This window comes from Nocardiopsis oceani, assembly GCF_054777395.1.
Genome location: NZ_BAAHAR010000004.1, coordinates 101,706 through 123,440 on the forward strand (window position 1 = coordinate 101,706; position 21,735 = coordinate 123,440).

General features: G+C 71.7%; 19 protein-coding genes. 11 read left to right on the forward strand and 8 right to left on the reverse strand.

What is annotated here, in order from left to right; genetic code table 11:
* Nucleotides 1–5 precede the first annotated feature (5 nt).
* Both ACYVDG_RS03345 and ACYVDG_RS03350 read left to right on the forward strand, forming a co-directional pair.
* A complete protein-coding gene (locus tag ACYVDG_RS03345) occupies nt 6–2,996 on the forward strand; it encodes an AfsR/SARP family transcriptional regulator (RefSeq protein WP_460746758.1) in 2,991 nt (996 codons plus the stop codon).
* Between the two features lie 86 nt (nt 2,997–3,082).
* A complete protein-coding gene (locus ACYVDG_RS03350; RefSeq protein ID WP_460746759.1) occupies nt 3,083–3,877 on the forward strand; it encodes a class I SAM-dependent methyltransferase in 795 nt (264 codons plus the stop codon).
* A 40-nt stretch (nt 3,878–3,917) separates the two neighbouring features.
* Here the strand turns inward: ACYVDG_RS03350 and ACYVDG_RS03355 are convergent, their stop codons facing one another.
* On the reverse strand, nt 3,918–5,270 hold the full coding sequence (locus tag ACYVDG_RS03355) for a carboxylesterase family protein (protein ID WP_460746760.1): 1,353 nt from the start codon (nt 5,268–5,270) through the stop codon (nt 3,918–3,920).
* Between the two features lie 376 nt (nt 5,271–5,646).
* On the opposite strand from ACYVDG_RS03355, the gene ACYVDG_RS03360 reads away from it, so the two are divergent.
* Nucleotides 5,647–7,272, forward strand: a complete 1,626-nt coding sequence (locus ACYVDG_RS03360) for a BCCT family transporter (protein WP_460746761.1) — start codon at nt 5,647–5,649, stop codon at nt 7,270–7,272.
* Nucleotides 7,273–7,817: 545 nt separating this feature from the next.
* On the opposite strand, the gene ACYVDG_RS03365 is transcribed toward ACYVDG_RS03360, so the two are convergent.
* Nucleotides 7,818–8,384 carry a TIGR03086 family metal-binding protein gene (locus tag ACYVDG_RS03365; RefSeq protein WP_460746762.1) on the reverse strand — a complete coding sequence of 189 codons (567 nt, stop codon included), beginning with the start codon at nt 8,382–8,384 and terminating at the stop codon, nt 7,818–7,820.
* A gap of 131 nt (nt 8,385–8,515) precedes the next feature.
* Here ACYVDG_RS03365 and ACYVDG_RS03370 point away from each other — a divergent pair, with 131 nt between their 5' ends.
* From ACYVDG_RS03370 to ACYVDG_RS03385, 4 genes are read left to right on the forward strand one after another with little or no spacing between them, the layout of a single operon-like run.
* Complete coding sequence (locus ACYVDG_RS03370) at nt 8,516–9,694, forward strand: saccharopine dehydrogenase family protein (protein WP_460746763.1); 1,179 nt, start codon at nt 8,516–8,518, stop codon at nt 9,692–9,694.
* A gap of 36 nt (nt 9,695–9,730) precedes the next feature.
* Nucleotides 9,731–10,600, forward strand: coding sequence for a patatin-like phospholipase family protein (locus ACYVDG_RS03375; protein ID WP_460746764.1), 870 nt, complete (start codon nt 9,731–9,733; stop codon nt 10,598–10,600).
* Nucleotides 10,597–11,646, forward strand: coding sequence for a 1-acyl-sn-glycerol-3-phosphate acyltransferase (locus ACYVDG_RS03380; RefSeq protein ID WP_460746765.1), 1,050 nt, complete (start codon nt 10,597–10,599; stop codon nt 11,644–11,646). Before ACYVDG_RS03375 ends, ACYVDG_RS03380 begins: the two co-directional genes overlap by 4 nt.
* Nucleotides 11,647–11,662: 16 nt before the next feature.
* Nucleotides 11,663–12,166, forward strand: coding sequence for an HXXEE domain-containing protein (locus tag ACYVDG_RS03385; protein ID WP_460746766.1), 504 nt, complete (start codon nt 11,663–11,665; stop codon nt 12,164–12,166).
* Nucleotide 12,167: 1 nt separating this feature from the next.
* On the opposite strand, the gene ACYVDG_RS03390 is transcribed toward ACYVDG_RS03385, so the two are convergent.
* On the reverse strand, nt 12,168–13,139 hold the full coding sequence (locus ACYVDG_RS03390; RefSeq protein WP_460746767.1) for a hypothetical protein: 972 nt from the start codon (nt 13,137–13,139) through the stop codon (nt 12,168–12,170).
* A gap of 309 nt (nt 13,140–13,448) precedes the next feature.
* On the opposite strand from ACYVDG_RS03390, the gene ACYVDG_RS03395 reads away from it, so the two are divergent.
* Nucleotides 13,449–13,874 (forward strand): GNAT family N-acetyltransferase, encoded by a 426-nt coding sequence (locus ACYVDG_RS03395; protein ID WP_460746768.1) that lies wholly within the window; start codon nt 13,449–13,451, stop codon nt 13,872–13,874.
* Between the two features lie 79 nt (nt 13,875–13,953).
* Here the strand turns inward: ACYVDG_RS03395 and ACYVDG_RS03400 are convergent, their stop codons facing one another.
* Nucleotides 13,954–15,444 (reverse strand): aminopeptidase P family protein, encoded by a 1,491-nt coding sequence (locus ACYVDG_RS03400; protein ID WP_460746769.1) that lies wholly within the window; start codon nt 15,442–15,444, stop codon nt 13,954–13,956.
* A 137-nt stretch (nt 15,445–15,581) separates the two neighbouring features.
* Entirely contained in the window at nt 15,582–16,118 is a 537-nt protein-coding gene (locus tag ACYVDG_RS03405; protein ID WP_460746770.1) for a GNAT family N-acetyltransferase, read from the reverse strand.
* 121 nt (nt 16,119–16,239) lie between these two features.
* On the opposite strand from ACYVDG_RS03405, the gene ACYVDG_RS03410 reads away from it, so the two are divergent.
* Nucleotides 16,240–17,337 (forward strand): pyridoxal-phosphate-dependent aminotransferase family protein, encoded by a 1,098-nt coding sequence (locus ACYVDG_RS03410; RefSeq protein WP_460746771.1) that lies wholly within the window; start codon nt 16,240–16,242, stop codon nt 17,335–17,337.
* A gap of 147 nt (nt 17,338–17,484) precedes the next feature.
* Here the strand turns inward: ACYVDG_RS03410 and ACYVDG_RS03415 are convergent, their stop codons facing one another.
* Nucleotides 17,485–18,729: an oxygenase MpaB family protein gene (locus ACYVDG_RS03415; RefSeq protein ID WP_460746772.1), complete on the reverse strand. Its 1,245-nt coding sequence runs from the start codon at nt 18,727–18,729 to the stop codon at nt 17,485–17,487.
* 77 nt (nt 18,730–18,806) lie between these two features.
* Here ACYVDG_RS03415 and ACYVDG_RS03420 point away from each other — a divergent pair, with 77 nt between their 5' ends.
* Entirely contained in the window at nt 18,807–19,484 is a 678-nt protein-coding gene (locus ACYVDG_RS03420; RefSeq protein WP_460746773.1) for a TetR/AcrR family transcriptional regulator, read from the forward strand.
* Between the two features lie 13 nt (nt 19,485–19,497).
* Here ACYVDG_RS03420 and ACYVDG_RS03425 read toward each other — a convergent pair whose 3' ends face one another.
* Nucleotides 19,498–19,716: a hypothetical protein gene (locus ACYVDG_RS03425; protein WP_460746837.1), complete on the reverse strand. Its 219-nt coding sequence runs from the start codon at nt 19,714–19,716 to the stop codon at nt 19,498–19,500.
* An 83-nt stretch (nt 19,717–19,799) separates the two neighbouring features.
* Nucleotides 19,800–20,729: an oxygenase MpaB family protein gene (locus tag ACYVDG_RS03430; protein ID WP_460746774.1), complete on the reverse strand. Its 930-nt coding sequence runs from the start codon at nt 20,727–20,729 to the stop codon at nt 19,800–19,802.
* A gap of 256 nt (nt 20,730–20,985) precedes the next feature.
* Between ACYVDG_RS03430 and ACYVDG_RS03435 the strand changes: the two genes are divergently transcribed.
* A complete protein-coding gene (locus ACYVDG_RS03435; RefSeq protein ID WP_460746775.1) occupies nt 20,986–21,693 on the forward strand; it encodes a nuclear transport factor 2 family protein in 708 nt (235 codons plus the stop codon).
* Nucleotides 21,694–21,735 lie beyond the last annotated feature (42 nt).

Genomic DNA, 21,735 nt, shown 5'->3' on the forward strand with positions numbered 1-21,735 from the left:
ACCGCATGGAGTTCGAGGTCTTCGGCCGGATGAGGATCCGGCACGACGGTCACGAGGTGACGATGGCGGGGCGTCTCCAGCGCGTGCTCTTCGGTGTGCTGCTGACCCACGCCAACACGCCGGTACCCGCGGAAGTGCTGTCCGAGGCGATGTGGGGCGGGGCGCGCGACGAACGCGCGGCCTCCCGACTGCACCTGCACGTGCACCGGTTGCGGCGGCTGCTGTCGGAGCCGGAGCGGTTGCGATCCGAACCCGGCGGTTACCGCCTCGTCGTGTACCCCGGCGAGCTGGACGCGGAGCGCTTCGAGTCGCTGCTCGACGAGGGAGCGGCCGTGCGCGCGACGGACCCCCGACGCGCTGCCGAACGGATCCGCGCGGGCCTGGACCTGTGGCGGGGGCGCCCGTTCGAGGGCACGGACACCGCCCTGTTGGAGAACCGGGCCCGCTGCCTCGAGGAACGGCGCGTGGCAGGGATCGACGAGCTCTACTCGGCGGAGCTGGCCCTCGGGCGGCACAGCGCGGTGCTCGGGGAGCTCGTGGAACAGGTACGCCAGAACCCGCTGCACGAACACCTGCACGGGTTGCTGATGGTCGCCTTCCACCGCTCCGGACAGCCGGGCCGGGCGCTCGCCGTCTACCACACCGTGCGGCGCGCGCTCGTGGACGCGCTCGGCCAGGAACCCGGCCCGGAGCTGCGCCACATCGAACAGTGTGTCCTCACCGGCCGGGCCGTGGACGCCGAACACACGCATCCGGGCGCGATGCCACCGGCCCAGCTCCCGCACGACGCACACGGGTTCACCGGCAGGGAGGGGGAGCTGGGCGTCTTGGACGGCGTTCTGGACCAGGATCCGACCGCGCCGGTGTCGGTGATCGCCGGCAGCGGAGGCGTGGGCAAGACCGCGTTGGCGCTGCGCTGGGCGCACCGGGTGCGCGACCGCTTCCCCGACGGGCAGCTGTACGTGGACCTGCGCGGCTTCGGGCCGCAGGCGCCCATGGAGCCGGAGTACGCGCTGGCCGGGTTCCTTCGCGAGCTGGGTGTCGACGGCGCGGCGATCCCCAGCGGGATCGACGAGCGGGCAGCCCGGTTCCGCACCCTCGTCGCAGGGCGGCGGATCCTGCTCCTGCTGGACAACGCGCGCACGGCCGAGCAGGTCCGGTCGCTGCTTCCGGGAAGCCCGTCCGTCCTGGTCCTGGTCACCAGCCGCGACGCGCTCACCGGGCTGGTGGCCCGCGAGGGCGCACGGCGGATCCCCCTCGACCGCCTCCCGTCCGCCGAGGCGGTGGACCTGCTGCGCGGGCTGATCGGGGCGCGGGTGGACCACGAGCCCCGTGCCGTGGCCGACCTGGTCGAACGGTGCGCCCGACTGCCGCTGGCGCTGCGCGTGGCCGCTGAGCTGGTCAACGCGAGTCCGCGGCACGGGATCGGCGAACTGGCCGCCGAACTCGCCGACGAGCAGCACGCCTTGGACGTCCTCGACGCCGGGGGCGACCCGACCGCTTCGGTGCGTTCGGTCCTCTCCTGGTCCTACCAACAGCTCTCCCCCGGCTCCGCCCGCGCCTTCCGCCTGCTCGGCTCGTTCCCGGGCCACGACATCGACGTGGCGGCGGCCGCGGCGCTGACCGGAGAGAACGCCGCCACGACCAGGGCGGTACTGCGCGCGCTGTCGCGCGCCCACCTGATCGAAGAGGGTGCCGGGGGCCGCTACCGGATGCACGACCTGCTGCGCGCCCACGCCTGCGACCTGGGCCGGGCACAGGACACGGAGGCCGACCGGGACTCCGCCGTGAACGGACTGTTCGAGCACTATCTGAGTACCGTGCCGGTCGCGACGGAGGCCGCGCACGGCCGGGCCGCCCCGCCGGTCGGCGTACCGCTCCCGCGGGCCGGGGGCGCGACCCGGTTCTCCAGCGGCACGGAGGCCGCGCAGTGGTTGGAGGCAGAACGGGCCAACCTGGTGCGGGCGACCGAGCAGGCCGCACGGATCGGCGACTGGCGCACCGTGACCGGCCTGGCCTCCGCGCTGCGCCGCCACCTCAGCCTCCGGGGCCACCACGACGAGGCGCTCACGGTGTACGGCATCGGCCTCGATGCGGCGCACCGCCTGGGCGACCCCGTCATCGAGGCCACGGGGAACCGCTGCGTGGGTTCGGTGTACCGGCGCCTCGGCAGGCTCGACGAAGCCATGGAGTACATGCGCCGCGCCCACGACAGCTTCCAGCGGGCGGGCCTGGAGCGGGAACAGCGCCTGCAGCAGATCCAGCTCGGTGTCATGTGCGCCTACTTGGGACGCTTCCGCGAGGCGTACGACCACCTGCACCAGGTACTGGTCAGCTCCGCCGGGCTCGGGGAGGAGGGCAGGGCCTCGCTCGTACCTGCGCACGCCTACCTGGGTCACCTCCTCCACTTGCTCGGCAAGAACGAGGCCGCGCTGGAACACCTCACCGAGGCACTCGACCTCTCCCGGGACGATGCCCCGGGGCGGCGCATCGATGCCGAGGCGATCATCGGTTGGGTGTACAGGGCTCTCGACCTGCCCGAGCGCGCGCTGCACCATCTCGAGTTCGCGCGCTCCACGGCCCAGGACACCGGAAACCGGTTCATCGAGGCGTGGGTGCACCCGCTCGCCCACGTCTACTGGCAGCTCGGTCGGCGCGAGGAGGCCTTCGCCTGCGCCGAGCACTGCGTCACCGTCGCGGCCAGCACCAACGAGCGCCTCATCTCACCGAGCGCGTACAACACCCTCGGTGAGCTGTACCGGCTCGACGGCTCACCCGACGAGGCGCTCGCCCACCACCACAACGCCCTGGCCGAGGCCGAGAGCGGCGGCATCCAGTACTGCAACGCCAACGCCCACACGGGCATCGGCGACGTGCACCACGACCTCGGGGACCGCGTCAGGGCCCGTTCGCACTGGCGCCGCGCGGTGGACATCCTCGAGCGCATCGGTGTGCCCGCGGCGGACGACGTGCGGGCCCGCCTCCTCACGCACTGAGGCCTCACCCCGCCACGAAAGCTGCATGCAAGCCCCGGCACGCACGATGGTCCCGACACCGAACCGGACCACCAACGGGGGAACCGATGGCCACCGAATACCTGCTCGACTCCGGCACCGACCTCGGAGAGAAGCAGCTCACCCATCTCTCGGCACTGCTCGACGGCCTGAGCGGGGGATTCATCGAGACCGTGGCCGCGCGCGAGGGCCAGCGCTGCCTCGACCTCGGTTCGGGCAACGGATCCATGGCGCGCTGGATCGCCGAGCGCACCGGCCCCAGCGGCGAGGTGCACGCCGTCGACATCGACCTCACACACCTGCACGCTCCCGACGCGGTGCGGGTACACCGGCACGACGTCAACGAGGGCCTGCCGGAGAGCGGCCCCTTCGACGTCATCCACACCCGCCTGCTGCTGATGCACCTCAAGCGCCGCCGCGACATCCTCGCGGAGCTCGTCGACGCGCTCGCCCCCGGCGGCTGGCTCGTCGTCGGCGACTTCACCCGGCCGCCGACGGACCCGGTCTCGGCCCCCTCACCCGCTGACGCGGAACTGTTCCACCGGGTCGTCTCGACCGGTATCGACCAGGTCGCGCGACCGGCCGGGCAGGACTACGCCTGGGGACACCGTGTCGACTCCGAGATGATCGCGGCCGGTCTCACCAACGTCGACACCATGGGCCACACGAGTACCGCCTACGGAGGCTCGACCGGGTGCCTGCTGTACAGCGTTTACCTCAGCCAGATCGACGCACCGCTGCGCGCCCAGGGTTTCACCGGCGACGAACTGAGGCGCTTCCACGAGCTCATGCTCGACCCCCGGATGCGCATCTGGTTCTTCCCGTTCCTGTGCACCCGCGGCCAGAAACCGCCGAACCCCTGAACCAGCTACCAACGTGCCAAGGGCGGCCCGGAGCGCTCCCTCAGGAGCGGTGCACGGTCACGCTGTCGGACGCCGCACCGGCCACGTCCGGGGCGACGGAGCCGGTCCGGGCGAAGTCCGCCCACAGGCGGCGCACCGCGCGGCCGCGCCGGTCGATGTCCTCCCAGGTACTCCGGCCGACGATCTTGGTGTGTTCCCAGGCGCCCCGGTTTCCGAGCAGGAGCGGGATGTCGATGATGTGCGCGGCCCCGAACGGACTGCCCTCAGGTTTCCAGGTGACCGTGTACCGGGTGGCCCTGCCCCCGCCCTTCCGGTATCCCCGAACGAACCGCTTCACGGGGCCGGTGTAGATGCGGTAGGTGGTGGCCCACACCAGGAACCGGCGGAGCGCGGGGCCCACGAGCGGGAGCCCGGAGATCTTCTGGACCGGCGAGAGGAACTCGGCGAAGAGTCCGGTCTCCTCGCTGGTCGCGCCGATGAGCACGTCGACCTTCGGAGCCATGCCGCGCCAGGCCCGTTCACGGTGGACTTCGGGCGGCAGCGGCGCGTGCCCGTACTGGGTACCGAACGGCATCGCGCTGCGGAGCCCGAACGGTTTGGCGGCCTCGCTCGCCCGGCGTTGCAGGGCGACGATCTCTTTGGCGGGGGCGGCGGGGTCCGGCCTTCCCACGGCACGGCCCATCGCCTCGGACATGCGGGCGCGCCGGGTCACGATGCCCAGCGGTGCGCTCTGGATGATCGCGCGCCGGATGAGGCCCTCGGTACCCCGGCTGATCAACAGGTGCGCGACCGCGTCGCCGCCCGCCGACTGGCCGAAGAGGGTGACCTGTTCGGGATCTCCCCCGAAGGCCTCGATGTTGGCGCGCACCCACCGCAGCGCCGCGACCTGGTCCAACAGGCCGAGGTTGGCCGGAACGTTCTCGCCGACCCGGAGGTAGCCGAGCACACCCAGCCGGTAGGTGACCGAGACGACGATGACGCGCTGTTCCGTGACGAGCCGGGTCGGGTCGAAGATCTCCATGTCACCGGCGCCCGTGACATAGGAGCCGCCGTGGATCCACACCATGACCGGGAGCCGCTCGTCCTCGGCCATGTCCGCCGGAAGGGTCACCGAGAGCCGCTGGCAGTCCTCGTCGTGGACGCCTACGGAGACGCCGTCCACGGCCGCGGACACCACATGCGAGGTCAGCTGCGGCGAGGCCGGCGCGGGCCGGGTGGCGTGGAACGGTTCCGTGAACGGCGCCACGGGTTCGGGCGGGGCGAAGCGCTCCGCCGTGGCGTACGGGACACCGAGCACCCGCACGACCCCGTCCTGGACCTTGCCGACCACCGGCCCGGCGGGGGTCTCGACGTGTCGGATCTGGTCGGGTGAGACGGAGGTCGGGTCAGTCATGATTCCCATCCGTGAGCGGGCGGGCCGTGACCGTACAGTCCGTGCCGAGGCGGCCCGACCATCGGTCTGAATTCCACCGCAGAGGATAGTCGATGCGATCTCGGTTCCCGGTAGGCGACGGAGTGTGCAGACACATCCCTGAGTGGTGAGACACACGCCCGCGGGCCCGCCTCAGCTGGGGAAAGCGCACGTAGAATCTTTCGGTCGCCCCACGTTCGACGGGGCTTCCCCGACGGACCGCCAGCCGCTCCGGCGTCGACGCGGTGGCCGTCGCCCGCACCTGTCTCCGAACCGCCTTCCGGCGCGCCGCGCAGCACGCCGACCGGACGTTCCATTCCCGGTCGGCGATTCCCGTTCGAGGAGAGTCCCCTTCTTCATGTCTTCCACCGCGCGCACACGCGTGCCCGCAACCGGCCGCCCCGACCCGTGGGTGATCGGGGTCTCCTGCGGCCTCCTGGTCGCGTTCGTCCTGGCAGCACTGATGGCCCCGCAGTGGGTCGGTGAGACCGTCGACTCCGCGTTCGCGTGGTCCGCCAACTGGTTCGGCGCCTTCTGGCAGATCCTGCTCCTGGCCACCGTGGTCATCGCCACCATCCTGGCCTTCTCCCGGTACGGGCGAGTACGCATGGGCGGCGACGAGGCCCCCGGGTTCAGCTGGTTCCGGTGGGTCGCCATGGTCCTGACGACCCTGCTTGCCGCCGGCGGTGTCTTCTGGGCGGCCGCTGAACCCATCGCGCACTACGTGGACCCGCCGCCGCAGTACGGTGACCTCTCGGGGGGCATGGAGGGCGCCTCGTACGCGCTCGCGCAGAGCTTCGTCCACTGGGGTTTCCCGGCCTGGGCGATCGGCGGCTCGCTGGCCACCCTGGTGATGATGCGCGGTGTGGAGAAGGGCATGCCACTGCGCCCCCGCACCCTGCTGTGGCCGGTCATGGGCGAACGGGTCCGGACCCACTGGATCGGTACCGTCGCCGACATCGCCTGTGTGGTCGCGGTGGTCGCCGGGACCGTAGGGCCGATCGGCTTCCTCGGCCTGCAGGTGTCCTACATCGGCAGTGAGATGTTCGGGATGGGGTCCGGCTTCGGCACCCAGGTCGCGGTCATCGTGGGCCTGACCGCAGTGGCGACGATCTCGGTGCTCAGCGGACTCAACCGCGGCATCCAGCTGCTCAGCCGGATCAACGTCTGGGCCGCGCTGGTGCTGATCGTGAGCATCGTCGGCCTGTCCTCGCTGCCCTACGTCGTGGACCTGTTCCTGCAGTCCAGCGCGGTACACGTGCGTGAATTCGTGCCCATGACGCTGTTCCGCGGCGACGAGGAGTGGCTGGGCTACTGGACGGTCTTCTTCTTCGGCTGGTTCATCGGCTACGCGCCCATCATGGCCATCTTCATCGCGCGTATCTCCAAGGGGCGTACGGTCCGGCAGATCTACGTGGGCGCGACCGTACTGCCCGCCGTCGTCACCGGCGTCTGGTTCACCGCCCTGGGCGGCAGCGGCCTGTGGCTGGAACAGCGCGACCCGGGTGCGATCTCCGGGCCCTACGCCGAACACGGCCTTCCCGCCGCGGCGCTGTCGATCGTCCAAGCCCTGCCGCTGAGCACTGTTCTGGCGCTGATCATGGTGGCCGTGACGCTGGTCTTCTTCGCGGCAACGATGGACGCGATGTCGTACTCGATCTCGTCTTCCAGCATGCACTCGGGCGAGCCGTTCTGGTGGGTGCGGGCGTTCTGGTGCGTGGGCATGGGCGCCGCCGCCGTGGCGCTCCTGACCGTGGGTGACAACGGGGTCGAGGCCCTGCAGTCCTTCATCGTGGTGACCGCGGTTCCGGTGGGCCTGATCCTGGCGCCGACGCTGTGGAGCGCGCCCCGCCTGCTCCGTGAGATGGCCGTCGAACAGGGCATCGTCACCGCTCACGCACCGCGTTCCGCGGTCGGGGCCCCCGAGGCCGGTCCTGAGAACGAGCCGGTCGGCGTTTCCGGTGAGAGCCCGGTCACCCGGTAGGCCGACGCCATCATGCGGACGGGCCGTGCGTGCCCCTCCCCTTCTCGGGGCGGGACCGCACGGCCCGTTTTCGTTATCGGGGGATGCGCCCCTGAGGACCGGTCCCTGGAACCATCCGGCCCCTAGGGCATATTCGGCGGACACATACCCTGCTGCGCGTCGCCCCAGCGGTACTTGCACTGCGCATCTCTCAGTCGACAGCCAAACCCGGGCGGGCCCCCGCTGTGCGATGCTGCCGAGCTTGCGAGGCAGTGCACAGTAGGGGAACTCCTTCTTCGGCCTTGTGCCAGCACCACTGGATACGCCCGCCCGTCGCCCGCCACCAACCCTCAACGGACGCCTACGGCGCAGCACCTTCTGCCCGTCGCCCGCCACCAACCCTCAACGGACGCCTACGGCGCAGCACCTTCTGCCCGTCGCCCGCCACCAACCCTCAACGGACGCCTACGGCGCAGCACCTTCTGCCCGTCGCCCGCCACCAACCCTCAACGGACGCCTACGGCGCAGTGCCCTGTTCGCGACGGGCAGCATCCACCGAACACGCCCTAGGCTTTCCGCCCGGTCAGAGCCAGCAACTTGGTCTGGGTGTCCGCGTCGTCCCCGACCGGTACGGGCTCGGCGAACAGACCGCTGCCCGCCAGCTCCTTCTCGTTCGCCTTGACCCAGGTGTAGAGCGCCTCGACGAGGGCTGCGTCGAGGCGCTCGTCGGCGCCGGTGGCGCGGGCCAGGTCCCAGGCGTGTACCGCCAGGTCGAAGGTCATCTGCCACAGGTACTCGCGGCCAGGGACATCACCGAAGGACAGGTGCACCGTCTGTTCCAGGGCGGAGGGGGCGAGCCAGGCAGTGCGGGACTCTCGGGAGGCGACCGTCCAGGTGGCGGCCGGTTCCTCGCCCAGGTTGTCGCCGTCGAACCGGTCCCCGACCTCCTCGATCCGGCTCCCGGCCAGCAGGTGCGGTACCCACAGCTGCTCGGCGGTCAGGTGGTTGACCAGGTCGTGCACGTCCCATTCGGCGCAGGGGGTGGGGAGCGCCCAGTCGGTCAGGGTCACCCCGGCGACCCTCCGGTCGAACTCCTCCATCGCCGTGCCGTGCAGGTCGACCAGCTCAGTCATGTTTTGTCCCTCGGATACGGATTCCGTTCCGAGGCCCCTTACCCGGGGACCCCCGGTGGCCAAACGGAACGCCGTGCACACCTGCGAGACTGTGGCACGGCGCACGGAAAACACAGAGAGGCTGGACCATCTTGGAACGCGGGCACGACATCGTCCTGTTCGGCGCGACCGGGTACACCGGCGCGCTGACCGCCGAGTACCTGGCGACGAACGCACCGCGCGAACTGCGCTGGGCCCTGGCCGGGCGCAACAGGGAAAAGCTGGAAGCGGTGCGCGCCGAGCTGGCCGACATCGACCCGGACCGGCCGCTGCCGGACCTGCTGCTGGCCGACACGGACGATCCTGCTTCGATCCGGAACCTGGCCGCGTCCGCGCGGGTGGTCGCCACCACTGTGGGCCCCTACAGCGAGTACGGCGAGGCCGTGGTGGCGGCCTGCGCGGCCGAGGGAACCGACTACGTGGACCTGTGCGGCGAGCCCGCCTTCGTGGACCGGATGTACGTCCAGCACCACGCGACCGCCCAGAGCACCGGGGCGCGGATCGTGCACGCCTGCGGGTTCGACTCCGTCCCCCACGACCTCGGGGTGCTGTTCACCGTCGGCCAGCTGCCCGAGGGAGTGCCGCTGCACGTCGAGGGCTTCGTCCGGGCCAAGGCCAACGCGTCCGGGGGCACCCTGCACTCGGCGCTGGGTGCCTTCGCCGATCCCGGCGGCATGCTGGCCGCCGCCCGGGAGCGGCGCGCCCTGGAGGGGGTCCCCGAGGGGCGCCGGGTCCGGATCGACCGCTCAGGTCGCCCCCGCACCCGGCTGGCCCGCGGGTGGACCGCGCCGCTGCCCACGCTGGACCCGCAGGTGGTCGTCCGCTCCGCGGCCGCGCTGGAGCGGTACGGGCCCGACTTCAGGTACGGGCACTACGCCGCCTTCCTGCGGCTGGCCAGCGCGGTGGGCGCGGTCGGCGGTGCGGCCGGTCTCATGGCGGCGGCCCAGGTGCCGCCGCTGCGCGAACGGCTGCGCTCGCTGCGCGGCCCGGGTGAGGGGCCCAGCGAGGAGGAGCTCGCGGAGGGCTGGTTCACCGTGCACTTCTCGGGTTCTGGTGGCGGCCGCCGCGTGTACACCCTGGTCTCCGGCGGCGAGCCGGGCTACGCGGCGACCGCGGGGATGCTCGCGGAGTCGGCGCTGTGCCTGGTGCAGGACGACCTGCCGCCGACCTCGGGGCAGGTGACGACCGCCGTGGCCATGGGTGAGGCGCTCATCCGGCGCCTGCCCAGAGCAGGCGTGGAGTTCCGTGTCCTGGACACCGTCGAGGACTGAGCCGTTCGGGTGCGGCCGGTTTTCTAGACTGTCCCGGTGACGGACTTCTCGGAAGGCCCGGCCAACGGGCACGGTGACACGGGCCCGGTGGCCTTCGTCCTCGGCGGCGGCGGTGTGCGCGGCGCCGTCGAGGTGGGCATGATCCGGGCGCTCTTGGAGGCCGGGATCACCCCGGACCTGGTGGTGGGCGCCTCCATCGGCGCCATCAACGGGGCGGTGCTTGCCACCGACCCGACGCTGGCGGCGGTGGAACGGCTCACCCGCACCTGGACCTCGGACGACGCGACCTCCGTGTTCGGGGACCCGGTCGGCCGCCAGCTCCGGCGCCTGGTGACCACCCGGACCCATCTGAACTCTCCCGAACCGCTGCGCCGCCTGCTCGTGGCGGCTCTGGGGCCCAACCCTCAGTTCGAGGAACTGGCGGTGCCGCTGCGCGTGGTCGCGGCCAGCATCGAGCGCGCCGCGGAGCACTGGTTCAGCTCCGGCCCGCTGATCGAGGCGGTCATGGCCTCGGCCTCGGTACCCGGGCTGCTGCCGCCCACGCCGGTCGACGGCGAGCACTTCCTGGACGGCGGGATCGTCAACTCGATCCCGATCGAAGGCGCGCTGCGGGCCGGGGCGCGCACGGTGTACGTGCTGCAGGTGGGGCGGGTGGAGGAGCCGCTCTCGGTGCCGACCAACGCCGTGGATACGGCGAGGGTGGCCTTCGAGATCGCGCGCCGCCACCGTTACGCCCGGGATCTGGCGACTCTGCCGGAGGGTGTCCGGCTGCACGTGCTGCCCAGCGGGGGTTCGCTGGCCGGGGACGACAGTCCGCTCTCCTTCCGGAGGCTGGACACGACGCCTCGGCGGATCGACCGGTCCTACCGCGCCTCCCGGGACTATTTGTCGAAGGTCCGGACGTGATCCCCCTGCCGCCGCGCTGGGTCCGGCGGGTGTTCCTCGCGCCTGGCGTCGTGGTGCTCGGCTTCCTGCTGCTCTCCACCATGCCGCTGTGGCTCCTGATCGCGCTGGCGCTGGTCTCCATGGTGCCGGGGCGGTTGCGGATCCCCCGCGTGCTGTGGATGTTCGTCTTCTACCTGCTGTGGGACGCGGCGGCGCTGGTGTCGCTGTTCGTGCTGTGGTTGGCCTCCGGGTTCGGTTGGCGGATCCGCACCCCCGGCTTCCAGCGCGCGCACTACGCGCTGACCGGCTTCTTCCTGCGGGTGCTGTTCCGGCAGGCCCGCTGGGTGCTGCGGCTGCGGATCCGGGGTGTGGGAGACGGGCCGGAGACCGACGTCTTCGGGGAGCCGGTCGCGCCCGGCCGCCCGCTGATCGTGGCCTGTCGGCACGCCGGCGCGGGCGACTCGTTCATCCTCATCCACACGCTGATCAACCGTGCTCAGCGGGAGACCCGGATCGTCCTGAAAGACACTCTGCAGTGGGACCCGGCGATCGACGTGCTGCTGAACCGGCTGCCGAACCGGTTCATCGCGCCCTCGCCGTTCACGAAGGCGGGCGGCCCCCGGCCGGAGGGGCTTCGGGAGCAGGTCGGCCAGCTGGCCGCGGGGCTGGACGGCGACGACGCGTTCGTGATCTTCCCCGAGGGCGGCAATTTCACCCCGGAGCGCAGGCGCAAGCGGATCGACCGGCTCCGGGAGGACGGCTCCTCGGCGCTGGCCCGGCGGGCCAGCGGGATGCGCAACGTCATGGCGCCGCAGTCCGGCGGGCTGTTCGCCGCCTTGGACGCCGCACCGGACGCGGACGTGGTGTTCGTGGGCCACACCGGCCTGGACCGGATGGTGACCGTGGGCGACGTGTGGCGCGAGCTGCCGATGGACAAGCAGATCGTCATGCACGGGTGGCACGTGCCCGCGGAGCGCATCCCCCGGGAGTACCGGGAGCGCGAGCAGTGGCTGTACGGCTGGTTCGAGACCATCGACGACTGGATCGAGGAGAACCGCCCCGCGTAGGGCGGGAAAGGACACGATGCCCGCACCGGAACGAGCCGTGGTCCCGCAGCGGGGCCTGGCCGGTCTGTGGTGGCTCACCGTCGCGGTGTTCTCCCTGCACAACGCCGAGGAGTACCTGCGCGACCTGCCGGCTTGGGCCGAAGCGCACGCACCCGCCTGGATCGCGTCAGTGCACGGCGACCAGGTCGGCTACGGGATTGCGGTGGCCGTGCTGACCGGTGCTGCGCTGGTTCTGGCCGTGGTGGCGGTGTCGGCCCGGCCCGCGTGGAGTTCGGAGGTCCTGGTCTGCTTCGCCTTCGTGCTCATCGTCAACGCCGTGAGCCACCTGGGCATGAGCGCCCTGTCCCGCACCCTCATGCCGGGCGTGGTGACCGCTCCCCTGCTGCTGATCCTGGGCGTGTACCTGGTGTGGCGACTGCCGCGAGTGCGTGCCACCTGGCCGACGGTGCTGGTGACCGCGGGCGTCGCGGTGGCGGCGGTGGTGGGCGCCCTACTGCTCGGAGGGTGGCTGACCGCCTGACTCAGGCATCCGCGTGCAGGGCGTGGACGCCTTCGGTGGTGGCCAGCACGATCACCCCGTCGGGGGCGGCCACCAGGTCCTCCAGCTCGCCCGGCCAGGTGCCGCGGACCTCCGTCACGGGCTGCCCGGGCCGGTCCAGTCGGCACACCCGCAGCCGGTCCAGGTACCAGCCGCCCAGACCGTCGGGGCGGGCGTCCTCCTGCTGGTAGACCGCGACCGCCTCGCCGTCCCACTCGGCCAGGGAGGTGAGGGTGCGCGGCCCCCCGAGTTCGGCGACCAGGTCCAGGTCGGGCAGCGCGTGGATACGCCCGGCCACCGCGAGCAGGGGACGGCCCCCGACCATCGCCGCCACGGTCTCGGAGTCGGTATGGCTCTCCACCTCGCCCAGGTACTCACCGTCGTCCAGTCGGTACACCCGCTCTCGGGGGTGTTCGTAGTCGGCGAGGATCACCGGATCGAACCCCGGGTCCCGGCCGGGAGCGACCAGGTACTCCCCCGCGAACGACAGGCGCTCGCCCCCCGGTTCGTGCACGTCACTGGTGACCGCCACGTCGGGCACGGTCGACCCGGTGTGCGGGTCCACCGCCCACCAGCGGGTACCTCCGACACCGTCCTCGCCGAACAGGAAGACGACCGCTTCCTTGTCCAGGACCCGCAGGGCCACGTCGTCGGGCCACCGCTCACCGGGGATCGCGAGATCGGTCTCCAGGACGGGGCTCCCCGTACGCGGATCGCGCACACTGACCGAGCGCCGTGAGGCCTGCACCAGGACGGTACTCGGCCAGTCCTCGATCTCCGGCGACCGGGCCAGGTTCACCGGACCCTGCGCCTCGAAGGCCGTGCCCAGGGGCCGCAGCGACCTGGTGTCGAAGGCCCGGGCCTCATAGCGCGATTTCCTCGGGTCCGGGCTCGGGTCGACGTCACCGTGCACCAGGACGGTCCGGTCCGCCAGGAAGAGGCGGGGAAACCGCAAGCTCCTGCGCCACAGCCGTTCCGCGCGCACGAGTAGCCCTCCCCCGTTCTCCCTGGGTCCTTCTACGCCACCCCGACGCTATCGGGTGACCTGTCAAGCCGTCTCCCCGATGGACAAGCCGGGTGCGCGGCACGCGCGCGTGGATCGGTTGCTCAGAACCGTATCCGAGGCCGCCAAGGCACCCGGTGAACGAGGCGCCGCCACCCGTAGGTGGAAATACCGGAGAAACCCAAGTGCCGGGGGTGAACGGGATACGCGTGTACCTGGCAGACTCCGGACTGGCGGTGGCGAGTGGAAGGAGTACCGGACGTGGAGCAGGTGCAGGTGTCGGTGAGCACGGCTGGGGAACTGGGTCAGGCGGAGGTGGTGGAGCTGTACGGCTCGGTCGGGTGGACCGCCTACACCGAGGCGCCCGAGGTGTTGATGCGTTCGGTGGCCGGTTCGCACCGGGTGGTGGCCGCGCGCCGGGACGGGCGGCTGGTGGGACTGGCCCGGTCGATCTCGGACGGCGCGACCGTCGTCTACCTCCAGGACGTGCTGGTCCATCCCCGAGAGCAGCGGGGAGGTCTGGGCGGACGGCTGTTGACGGAGCTCTTCGCCGCTTATGAGCATGTGCGCCAGCGGGTGCTCCTCACCGATGGCGACGCCCGGCAGCGGGCCTTCTACGAGAGCCTCGGGTTCGTGGAGGCGCACGACCACGAACCCCCGCTGCGGTCCTTCGTGCGCTTCCGCTGACCCGGTGACCAGGGCATCACACGAGAGCGGGCCGCCTCCCACCTCGGGGAGACGGCCCGCCTCTGAATAAGGGTGGCGGTTAGCGCGGAAGGCGCTCGGCCAGCCAGGTCTCCACGTCGGCGGACGAGCGCGGCAGACCGGCCGACATCACGGTGCGGCCCTCCTCGGTGACCAGGACGTCGTCCTCGATGCGCACGCCGATACCGCGCAGCTCCTCGGGGACGGTGAGGTCGTCGGGCTGGAAGTACAGTCCGGGCTCGACGGTGAGCACCATGCCCGGCTTCAGGTCGCCGTACAGGTGCGCCTCCTGACGGGCGACCGCGCAGTCGTGCACGTCCAGGCCGAGCATGTGGCCGGTGCCGTGCAGGGTGTAGCGGCGCTGCAGACCCAGCTCCAGCACGCGGTCGACCGGGCCCTCCAGCAGGCCCCACTCGATCAGGCCTTCGGCGAGTACCCGCTGGGAGGCCTGGTGGAAGGCGCGGAAGGGCTGGCCCGGGGCCACGGCGGCGATCCCGGCTTCCTGGGCCTTGTACACCAGGTCGTAGACCTTGCGCTGCAGGTCCGTGAAGGTACCGGAGATCGGCATGGTGCGGGTGATGTCGGCGGTGTAGAGGCTGTTGGTCTCCACGCCGGCGTCCAGCAGCAGCAGGTCGCCCTCGCGGACCGGACCGTCGTTGCGGGTCCAGTGCAGGGTGGTGGCGTTGGCTCCGGAGGCGGCGATGGTGCCGTAGCCGACGTCGTTGCCCTCCACGCGGGCCCGCAGGAAGAACGTGCCCTCGACGAACCGCTCGGAGGTGTCCTGGGCCTGCGGCAGGGCCTTGGCGACGTCGCCGAAGCCGCGCACGGTGGCGTCGACGGCCAGCTGCAGCTGCGCGACCTCCCACTCGTCCTTGACCAGTCGGTGGTCGGCCAGGGTGACGCCCAGGTCCTGGTCCAGCTGGGCGGACTTGGCGCGGGCCTCGTCGTCGGTGTCCGCGCGCAGCTCGTCGACCAGGGCGTCGAGTTCGGCGTCGTGGCCGCGCACGATACGGGTCTGGACGGCGTCCGCGCGCAGGGCCTCCTGAAGGCCGCGGACGTCGGCGGTGGGCACGCCCAGCAGGTCGGCGGCCTCGCCAAGGCTGTTGCGGCGGCCGGTCCACAGCTCGCCGTAGCTGCCGAGCCAGAACTCGCCGTTGTCGCGGCTGGAGCGCGGTTTGAGGTAGAGGACCACGTCGTGGCCGCCGTCGGCCCGCGGGGTGAACACCAGGCAGTTGCCGTCGGTGGTGTCACCGGTGAGGTAGGCGTAGTTGGTGGCGGCCCGGAAAGGGTACTCGGTGTCGTTGGACCGGGTCACGAGCTGGCCGGCGGGGATCACCAGGCGGTCGCCGGGGAAGGCGTCGCTGAGCGCCGCGCGGCGGCGGGCCGTGTGCTGGGCCTGCTCGATGGGCTCCAGGTCGCGCAGTTCGGTGTCGGCCCACCCGGTGCGCATCCACGCGGCGAGCTCGTCGGAGACCGACTGCGACTGGCCGTTCTTACGTGGACTGAACACGGGGGCGTTCGTCTCGGCCTCGGGGCGCCGCTGCTCGCTCACGTCGTGACTCTCCTCATCGAGTTCGTCGAAAGGTGGGTTGTACCGGTGACCGCTGGTGGCGGCCGGTGTGTTCCATCGTACGGGGCGGTGCATGTCCTCGCCCGTGCCAGGGATATAGCGGCCCCCATAACGCTCGTTCAGTCCCGCAGATCGTGCGCGAAGGGGATCGCCTTCGGGTAGGGCAGGTCCTCGACGGTGGCGGGATCAACCCAGCGGTAGCCGATCCGCTCGTACAGGGCGACCGCCTCGGGCTGGGAGGGTCCGGTGAACAGGATGACCCTGCCGTATCCGAGGTCACGAGCGGCACCCTCCAGGGCGGTCATGATCAGGCGTCCCAACCCCCGGCGCCGGTGCCGCGCGGAGGTCCAGATCCGCTTGAACTCGACGGTGTCCGGCTCCTGGGCGCGGTCCGCGCGGTAGGGGCGCAGGGCACCCCCGGCGACGACCTCGCCCTCCAGCTCGGCCAGCACCAAGCACCCGTGCGGGGCGACGAACTGGGTGACCGGGTAGCGGCTGAGCTCGTGCGCGGCGCCCTCGGCCCCGTAGCGTTCCGTGTACTCCTCCAGGAGCCCGGCGAGCAGCCCCGCCACACGGGGGTCGTCGTGCTCCACCCGCAGCATCCGTACGCCGCCGGTGTCCGCGCCGACGTGCACTCCGGTGTTCGTCTCGGTCAACAGTGTTCCTCTCCACACGCACACGGGTCCGCCGGAATACTACGCACGCCGCCTCGATTCCCGTCGCCCCCAGGGCGCCCCGGCTTCACCTTCCGCCCCGCCCCCGGGCTAGTGTGTGGCCATGTCTGTCACCGAACGCACCCTGTTGGGTCCGGGGCCCAGCAACCCCTACCCGGAGGCGACTCTGGGTTTGGCGGCGCCCCTCCTTGGTCACCTGGACCCCGAGTTCATCGCCTTGCTGGAACGCGTCTGCGGGCGCCTGCGTTCCCTGTGGGGCACCGAGAACCCGCTCACGCTCCCGCTCTCCGGCACCGGATCCCTGGGCATGGAGACGGCCTTCGCCAACACCGTGCGCAACGGTGACACCGTCGTCGTCGCGGTCAACGGGCTGTTCGGCGAGCGCATGTGCGAGGTCGCCGGACGCTACGGCGCCGAGGTGGTCCGGGTCGACCACGAGTGGGGCCAGCCCGTGGACGTCCAGCGGGTCCTGGACGCCCACCCCTCCCCCACCCTGGTGGCCGCCGTGCACGCCGAGACGTCCACCGGCGCGGTCAGCGACATCGGTGCCCTAGGACGCGCCCTGCGCGAGCGCTCCGACGACACCCTGCTCATCGCCGACTGCGTCACCTCGTTGGGCGGCATGCCCATGGAGCTGGACGCGTGGCAGGTGGACATCGCCTACTCCGGTACCCAGAAGTGCCTGGGTGTCGCGCCCGGGCTGGCACCCTTCACCTTCTCCGAGCGCGCGTGGGAGCGGCGGGTGCAGGCCCCTCCCGTGTGGTACATCGACCTCGGCCTGTTGGGCGCCTACGTGCGCGGCGGCCCGGGCGGCCGCGCCTACCACCACACCGCACCGACCTCGATGGTCGCTTCCCTGGACGCTGCGCTGGCCCGCATCGAGGAGGAGGGCGCGGACGAGGTGGCGGCCCGGCACGAGGCCGCCGGCACCCGGCTGCGCGAGGGCCTGCAGGAGATGGGTCTGGAGCTGTTCGCCGCCGAGGGGCACCGGTTGCCGCAGCTGACGTCGGTGCGCGTCCCCGACGGTGTGGACTCGGGCAAGGTCCGAGAGCGGCTGCTGCGCGACTACGGCCTGGAGATCGGCGCCGGGGTGGGACCCTATGCCGCTTCGGTGTGGCGGATCGGCCTCATGGGCCACAACGCCCGCCTGGACCGGGCCGAACTGGTTCTGGCCGCCCTGCGCCGCGTCCTGGAACGCTAGGCTCTCCACTAGCCCCACACGTTCGTACGACGTCTCGGGCCCGTGCCGGGGCAACTCCTCGGCGCGGGCCCGTTTCCGCTGTCGCGGCCGCGCGCGCTGTGGCGGTCACACGGGTGGCCCTGGCCGCCCGGGCCACCCGCCGGAGCCTCAGCCCTTGCGCGAGTGTTCTCGGGGGACCGGGCGGTCGGGATCGGCCCCCTCCGCATGGCTCGCGGGCCGACTGGCGGCCGCCAGGTCGGCGCGGACCTTGGCGATGGCGCTGGCCCGCCGTTCTTGGAGAGCTCCGGGGTTCCGGCGCAGCCGCGCGTGGCGGGACCTGATCGCGGCGATGCCCGAGGGGAGAACGGCGTCGGCGACCGCCGAGCGCTTCAGTCCCAGTGCGTCGCCCCGCCGGTCGCCGTGGAAGCGGCGGGACAGCGCGTGCAGCGCCGGGACGCCCAGCGCCTCGGGGACACCGACGAGTTGCCTCAGGGTGGCGGCGATGGACCGCAGCGTGGCGTAGGCCAGTTGTCCGGCCTCGGGGACGAGGGGACCGGTGACGGCTTGCAGCAGGTCGTCCCTGATCCGGGCCCGCTCCGGCCCTTGGACCCCCTCGACCAGACGCGGGTCGATGCCGAGCAGGTGGGCCAGGTACCACCAGTACCTGTACTGGTCGGCGCGGTCTGCCTCGGCGGCTTCGTAGCCCATCACGTCGAGGGCGTGGTGCGAGGTCAGTGTGAAGTCCATCCAGGTGCGCGCCAGGTCGACCTGGTTGATGGGTACGCCCAGGTCCGCCTCGTCATAGCCCCGCCGCCTGGCCATGACCCGCATGTGGGCGTGCATCATCCGCACCTGGAGGGTGGCCGCGTATCCGGGGGCGCCGGGGCGCAGCGCCCCCGGGAGCATGGCGGTGAGCACCCAGCGCCCGGTGTCCTCGATCCGCCGGGGCACGGCGTCGATGAGCCGCCCGCTCATGGCGAGGACCTCGGCGATGGACGGTGACTCGTAGACCCGAACCAGGGACCCTGCGGACAGCGCGATGAGCTGGGCTTCAGGGGGCGCGTCGAAGTAGGAGGCCGAGGCGCGGTCGAGAAGGGCGTCGTCGACGTATTCGGGGCGGGCCTCGGTGTGGGTCAGGAGGGCGGCGACTGCTTCGGGAGGGTGGTCCAGCGACGACAGGCCGTGTTGGATTCCCCGTTGGAGTGCCGCGCGTACCGGCCTGCCTCCGGCCCGTACCTCTTCGGCCACCGCGTCGGCGAGCGGGTCCCCCGTGGTCAGGGCCCGGGCCGCCAGTTCGGCGTCGGCGGCCCCGAACCGCTCCGCCACCGCCTCGCGGGTTCCGCGCCCGCTCGGCCAGTTCGCCACCGTGTCCCGCTCCGCGTGGTCCGTCATGGGTGTTCGCTCCACTGCCATACCGCCTCCTCCTGACACCTGTCAGATTAGGTAATATCTGACAGGTGTCAAGGCCGGTTTTCCAGGAAGGCGGAATCATGGCGGAGCCGAGGTCGGGCAGGCGGCCGGGGCGCCCGGGACCCGACGGGCCCTCCGCCCCCGACGAGGAGACCGTTCTCGAGCGCGGGCTGATGGCCTTCGCGGAACTGGGCTACAACGGGGCCTCGGCCCGGGAGCTGGCCCGCCGACTCGGTGTCAGCCACAACTTCATCCACGACCGCTTCGGGTCCAAGGCCGCCTTCTGGCGCGCGGCCGTGGACCGGGTGCTGGAACGCCAGGACCGCGAACGCGCCGCCGTCATGGCCCGGCACGAGGGCGATGACGCGGCCCTGCTCCGCGCCGTGGCCAGGCACTTCTACCGGGCGATGGTGGAGACACCGTTCCTCGGACGCGCGCTGACCGACGAGTTCCACGAGGAGTCCGAGCGCCTCGACCACCTGTACCGCTCCTATATCGAACCCACCCTGGCGGCGGTGTCGCCCAGTGTCGACCGGCTGGTCGCGGCGGGCCGGATGCGTCCGCTACCGGTGGAGCTGATGTACTTCACCGTCATCGGCCCGGCAGCGGGGTCCACCCAACGCCCCCTCGTCGACCGGCTCAGCGGACGGCCCGAACGCTCCTTGGAGGAGCGCCTCGCGGATGCCGAACGACTGGCCGACGTGGTCGTGGACGGCCTCATCGCCCCACCGGCGGCGGGGTCCGAGAGCTCCGGCTGAGCTCGTCGGTGCACTATTCGGCGTTGGGTCCGTACCTGTTGTCGCGGTCGCGCGGGTCGGCGGGGTCGGCGATGCTGCCCACCGTCATGGCGACCAGCGGGAGGACCGACGCGACCACGCACATCGCCACCGCCCATCCGGTGCCGAACAGGTAGTAGACGGGCAGGGCGCCTGCGAACAGCAGCACACACGCCCCCATGAACAGCCCGTACCTGAGTTTCCTGCGCTTCAAGGCAACCCCTCCCGCCGCCACGCTATCCGCGCCGTACACGCGGGCCGCCACACACGGTTCGGGAACGGGCACGGAGAGGACGGTCATGCCTCGGAGGGTGCCCTGGAATCGGTCCCGACGGGGGAACGGAACACCGTGCGGCCGCGCAGGGCGCGGAACCCGTTCTCCACCTCGTACCCGGCATCCAGCAGGCGCTTCTTCGCCTCGTCCGCGCTGTGCACCGTGGCCTCGTCGAAGATCAGGTTGTAGTAGCGCTCGGGCACTCGGTTGAGCCCCGAACGCAGCGCCCGCAGGCCGGCGGTGGCCGCCGCGTCGCCGCCGGGGAACTCGGGCAGCATCCCGTAGGCGCGGCGGGCCCAGGCCGGGAGGGTCGCGTAGGACAGGGCGCCCACCGGGAACCAGAGCGGTTTGAGCGGGGCCAGCCAGGAGAGCTGCTCGGGCACCTTGGGCCACAGCAGGAAGCGCACGGCCTGGCGGGCCTCGGGGGTGACGCGCAGGCCGGGCCGGACGGCGGCCAGGTAGCGACGCATATCGGCGGCGTTGCGGGGCACGTCGTCGGGGGCCAGCCCCACGTACGTGGCGGTGTGCGCCTGCTCGTCGAGGTAGCGGTCCAGATCCGAGGTACTGAGCGGCAGCCCGGCCCGGTGGCAGGTCTCCAGGTAGGACGTGACCTCGGCACAGTGCACCCACACGAGCAAGTCGTGCTGGTCGACCCGGTGCAGGCGGCCGGTGTCCGGGTCGGTGAAGCTCAGGGAGCGGTGGACGCGGCGGATGTGCTCGCCCAGCGTGTCGGCCTCGGCCAGGCTGCCGTAGGTGGTGACCGCGATGAAGTGGGCGGTGCGCAGCAGGCGGCCGGTGGGGTCGGTGCGGAAGTCGGAGCGCTGCCAGACTCCCTGCATGGCGATCGGGTGCAGGGCCTGGAGCATCAGGGCCCGCACCCCCGCCACCCACATCGAACGGTCGAGGTGGACTCTCCAGGTGACGCTCTCGGGGGCCGCGACCGTCGGCTGCATCCTGTCTCCTCCGGGGTTGCGCGGGGGCTCGCACCGTCTGGCAGGGCTCGACCCACGATACGCCCCGCTTTGGGCCGCCTCCGGGCCCGCCCCGCACCCCCGTGCACGGGCCCCATGGCCCGGCACCGGCGCCCGACGCCCCGCTACCGACCAAGTCATGACCCGATCTTGAGCGACTCGAGACCTGGAACGGGAGGACGCTGGTCATCGGGCCCCTTCCGCCAGGACGAGGGTCCGGTGTGAAAGGAGACCTGCCATGTCCTCTCCCAGCGCACGCTTCGACCTCGCCGCATTCAGGAGGGCCCTCGAAGAGGGCGACCCCGACGCCCTCACCCAACTGTTCACCGAAGACGCCGAGATGGAGATGATCGACCGGCGAACCCCGCCCAGCACACCCACCGTCCTGCACGGCAGGAAAGCCATCGAGGACCTCATGCACCAGGTCTACGAGTTGGACATGACGCACGAGGTGCTCCAGTGCGTCGTCGACGGCGACCACGCGGCCTACACCGAGAGGTGCGTGTACCCCGACGGCAACGCGGTCGTGAGCATGACCATGCTGGACCTGGTCGACGACCGGATCGCCCACCAGTCCACCGTCCAGGCCTGGGACGAGGAGCTCCCCGAAGTCCCGGAGTCCGACGACTTCTCCGCACCCCTCCGCACGGCGGACTTCGGGCGCGGGCGCGCCGAGTTCGTCCGTATCGGCGGCCGCGACGTCGTCCGCATGACCCTCCAGCCGGGGTGGCACTGGTCCGTGCACAACGGCTCGCTCCTTGGCGTGGACCTGTGCCTGCTGCAGCACAGCGGATTCATGGTCAGCGGAAGGCTGCGCTGCCGGATGGACGACGGCACGGAGCGGGAGTTCAGCGAAGGAGAGGTGGTGTACATCCCGCCGGGGCACGACGCGTGGGTCATGGGCGACGAGACCGTGGAGTACATCGACTGGCGCATGTGCGACTGACCGAGCGCCCGGTTCGGCGGGGCGCACCGCACCGACGCGGTG

Bases quoted from the DNA above. Each gene is read 5' to 3' on its own strand.
- ACYVDG_RS03345 (WP_460746758.1), top strand. From the start codon at position 6: ATGGAGTTCGAGGTCTTCGGCCGGATGAGGATCCGGCACGACGGTCAC.
- ACYVDG_RS03350 (WP_460746759.1), top strand. From the start codon at position 3,083: ATGGCCACCGAATACCTGCTCGACTCCGGCACCGACCTCGGAGAGAAG.
- ACYVDG_RS03355 (WP_460746760.1), bottom strand. From the start codon at position 5,270: ATGACTGACCCGACCTCCGTCTCACCCGACCAGATCCGACACGTCGAG.
- ACYVDG_RS03360 (WP_460746761.1), top strand. From the start codon at position 5,647: ATGTCTTCCACCGCGCGCACACGCGTGCCCGCAACCGGCCGCCCCGAC.
- ACYVDG_RS03365 (WP_460746762.1), bottom strand. From the start codon at position 8,384: ATGACTGAGCTGGTCGACCTGCACGGCACGGCGATGGAGGAGTTCGAC.
- ACYVDG_RS03385 (WP_460746766.1), top strand. From the start codon at position 11,663: ATGCCCGCACCGGAACGAGCCGTGGTCCCGCAGCGGGGCCTGGCCGGT.
- ACYVDG_RS03410 (WP_460746771.1), top strand. From the start codon at position 16,240: ATGTCTGTCACCGAACGCACCCTGTTGGGTCCGGGGCCCAGCAACCCC.
- ACYVDG_RS03415 (WP_460746772.1), bottom strand. From the start codon at position 18,729: ATGGCAGTGGAGCGAACACCCATGACGGACCACGCGGAGCGGGACACG.
- ACYVDG_RS03420 (WP_460746773.1), top strand. From the start codon at position 18,807: ATGGCGGAGCCGAGGTCGGGCAGGCGGCCGGGGCGCCCGGGACCCGAC.
- ACYVDG_RS03430 (WP_460746774.1), bottom strand. From the start codon at position 20,729: ATGCAGCCGACGGTCGCGGCCCCCGAGAGCGTCACCTGGAGAGTCCAC.
- ACYVDG_RS03435 (WP_460746775.1), top strand. From the start codon at position 20,986: ATGTCCTCTCCCAGCGCACGCTTCGACCTCGCCGCATTCAGGAGGGCC.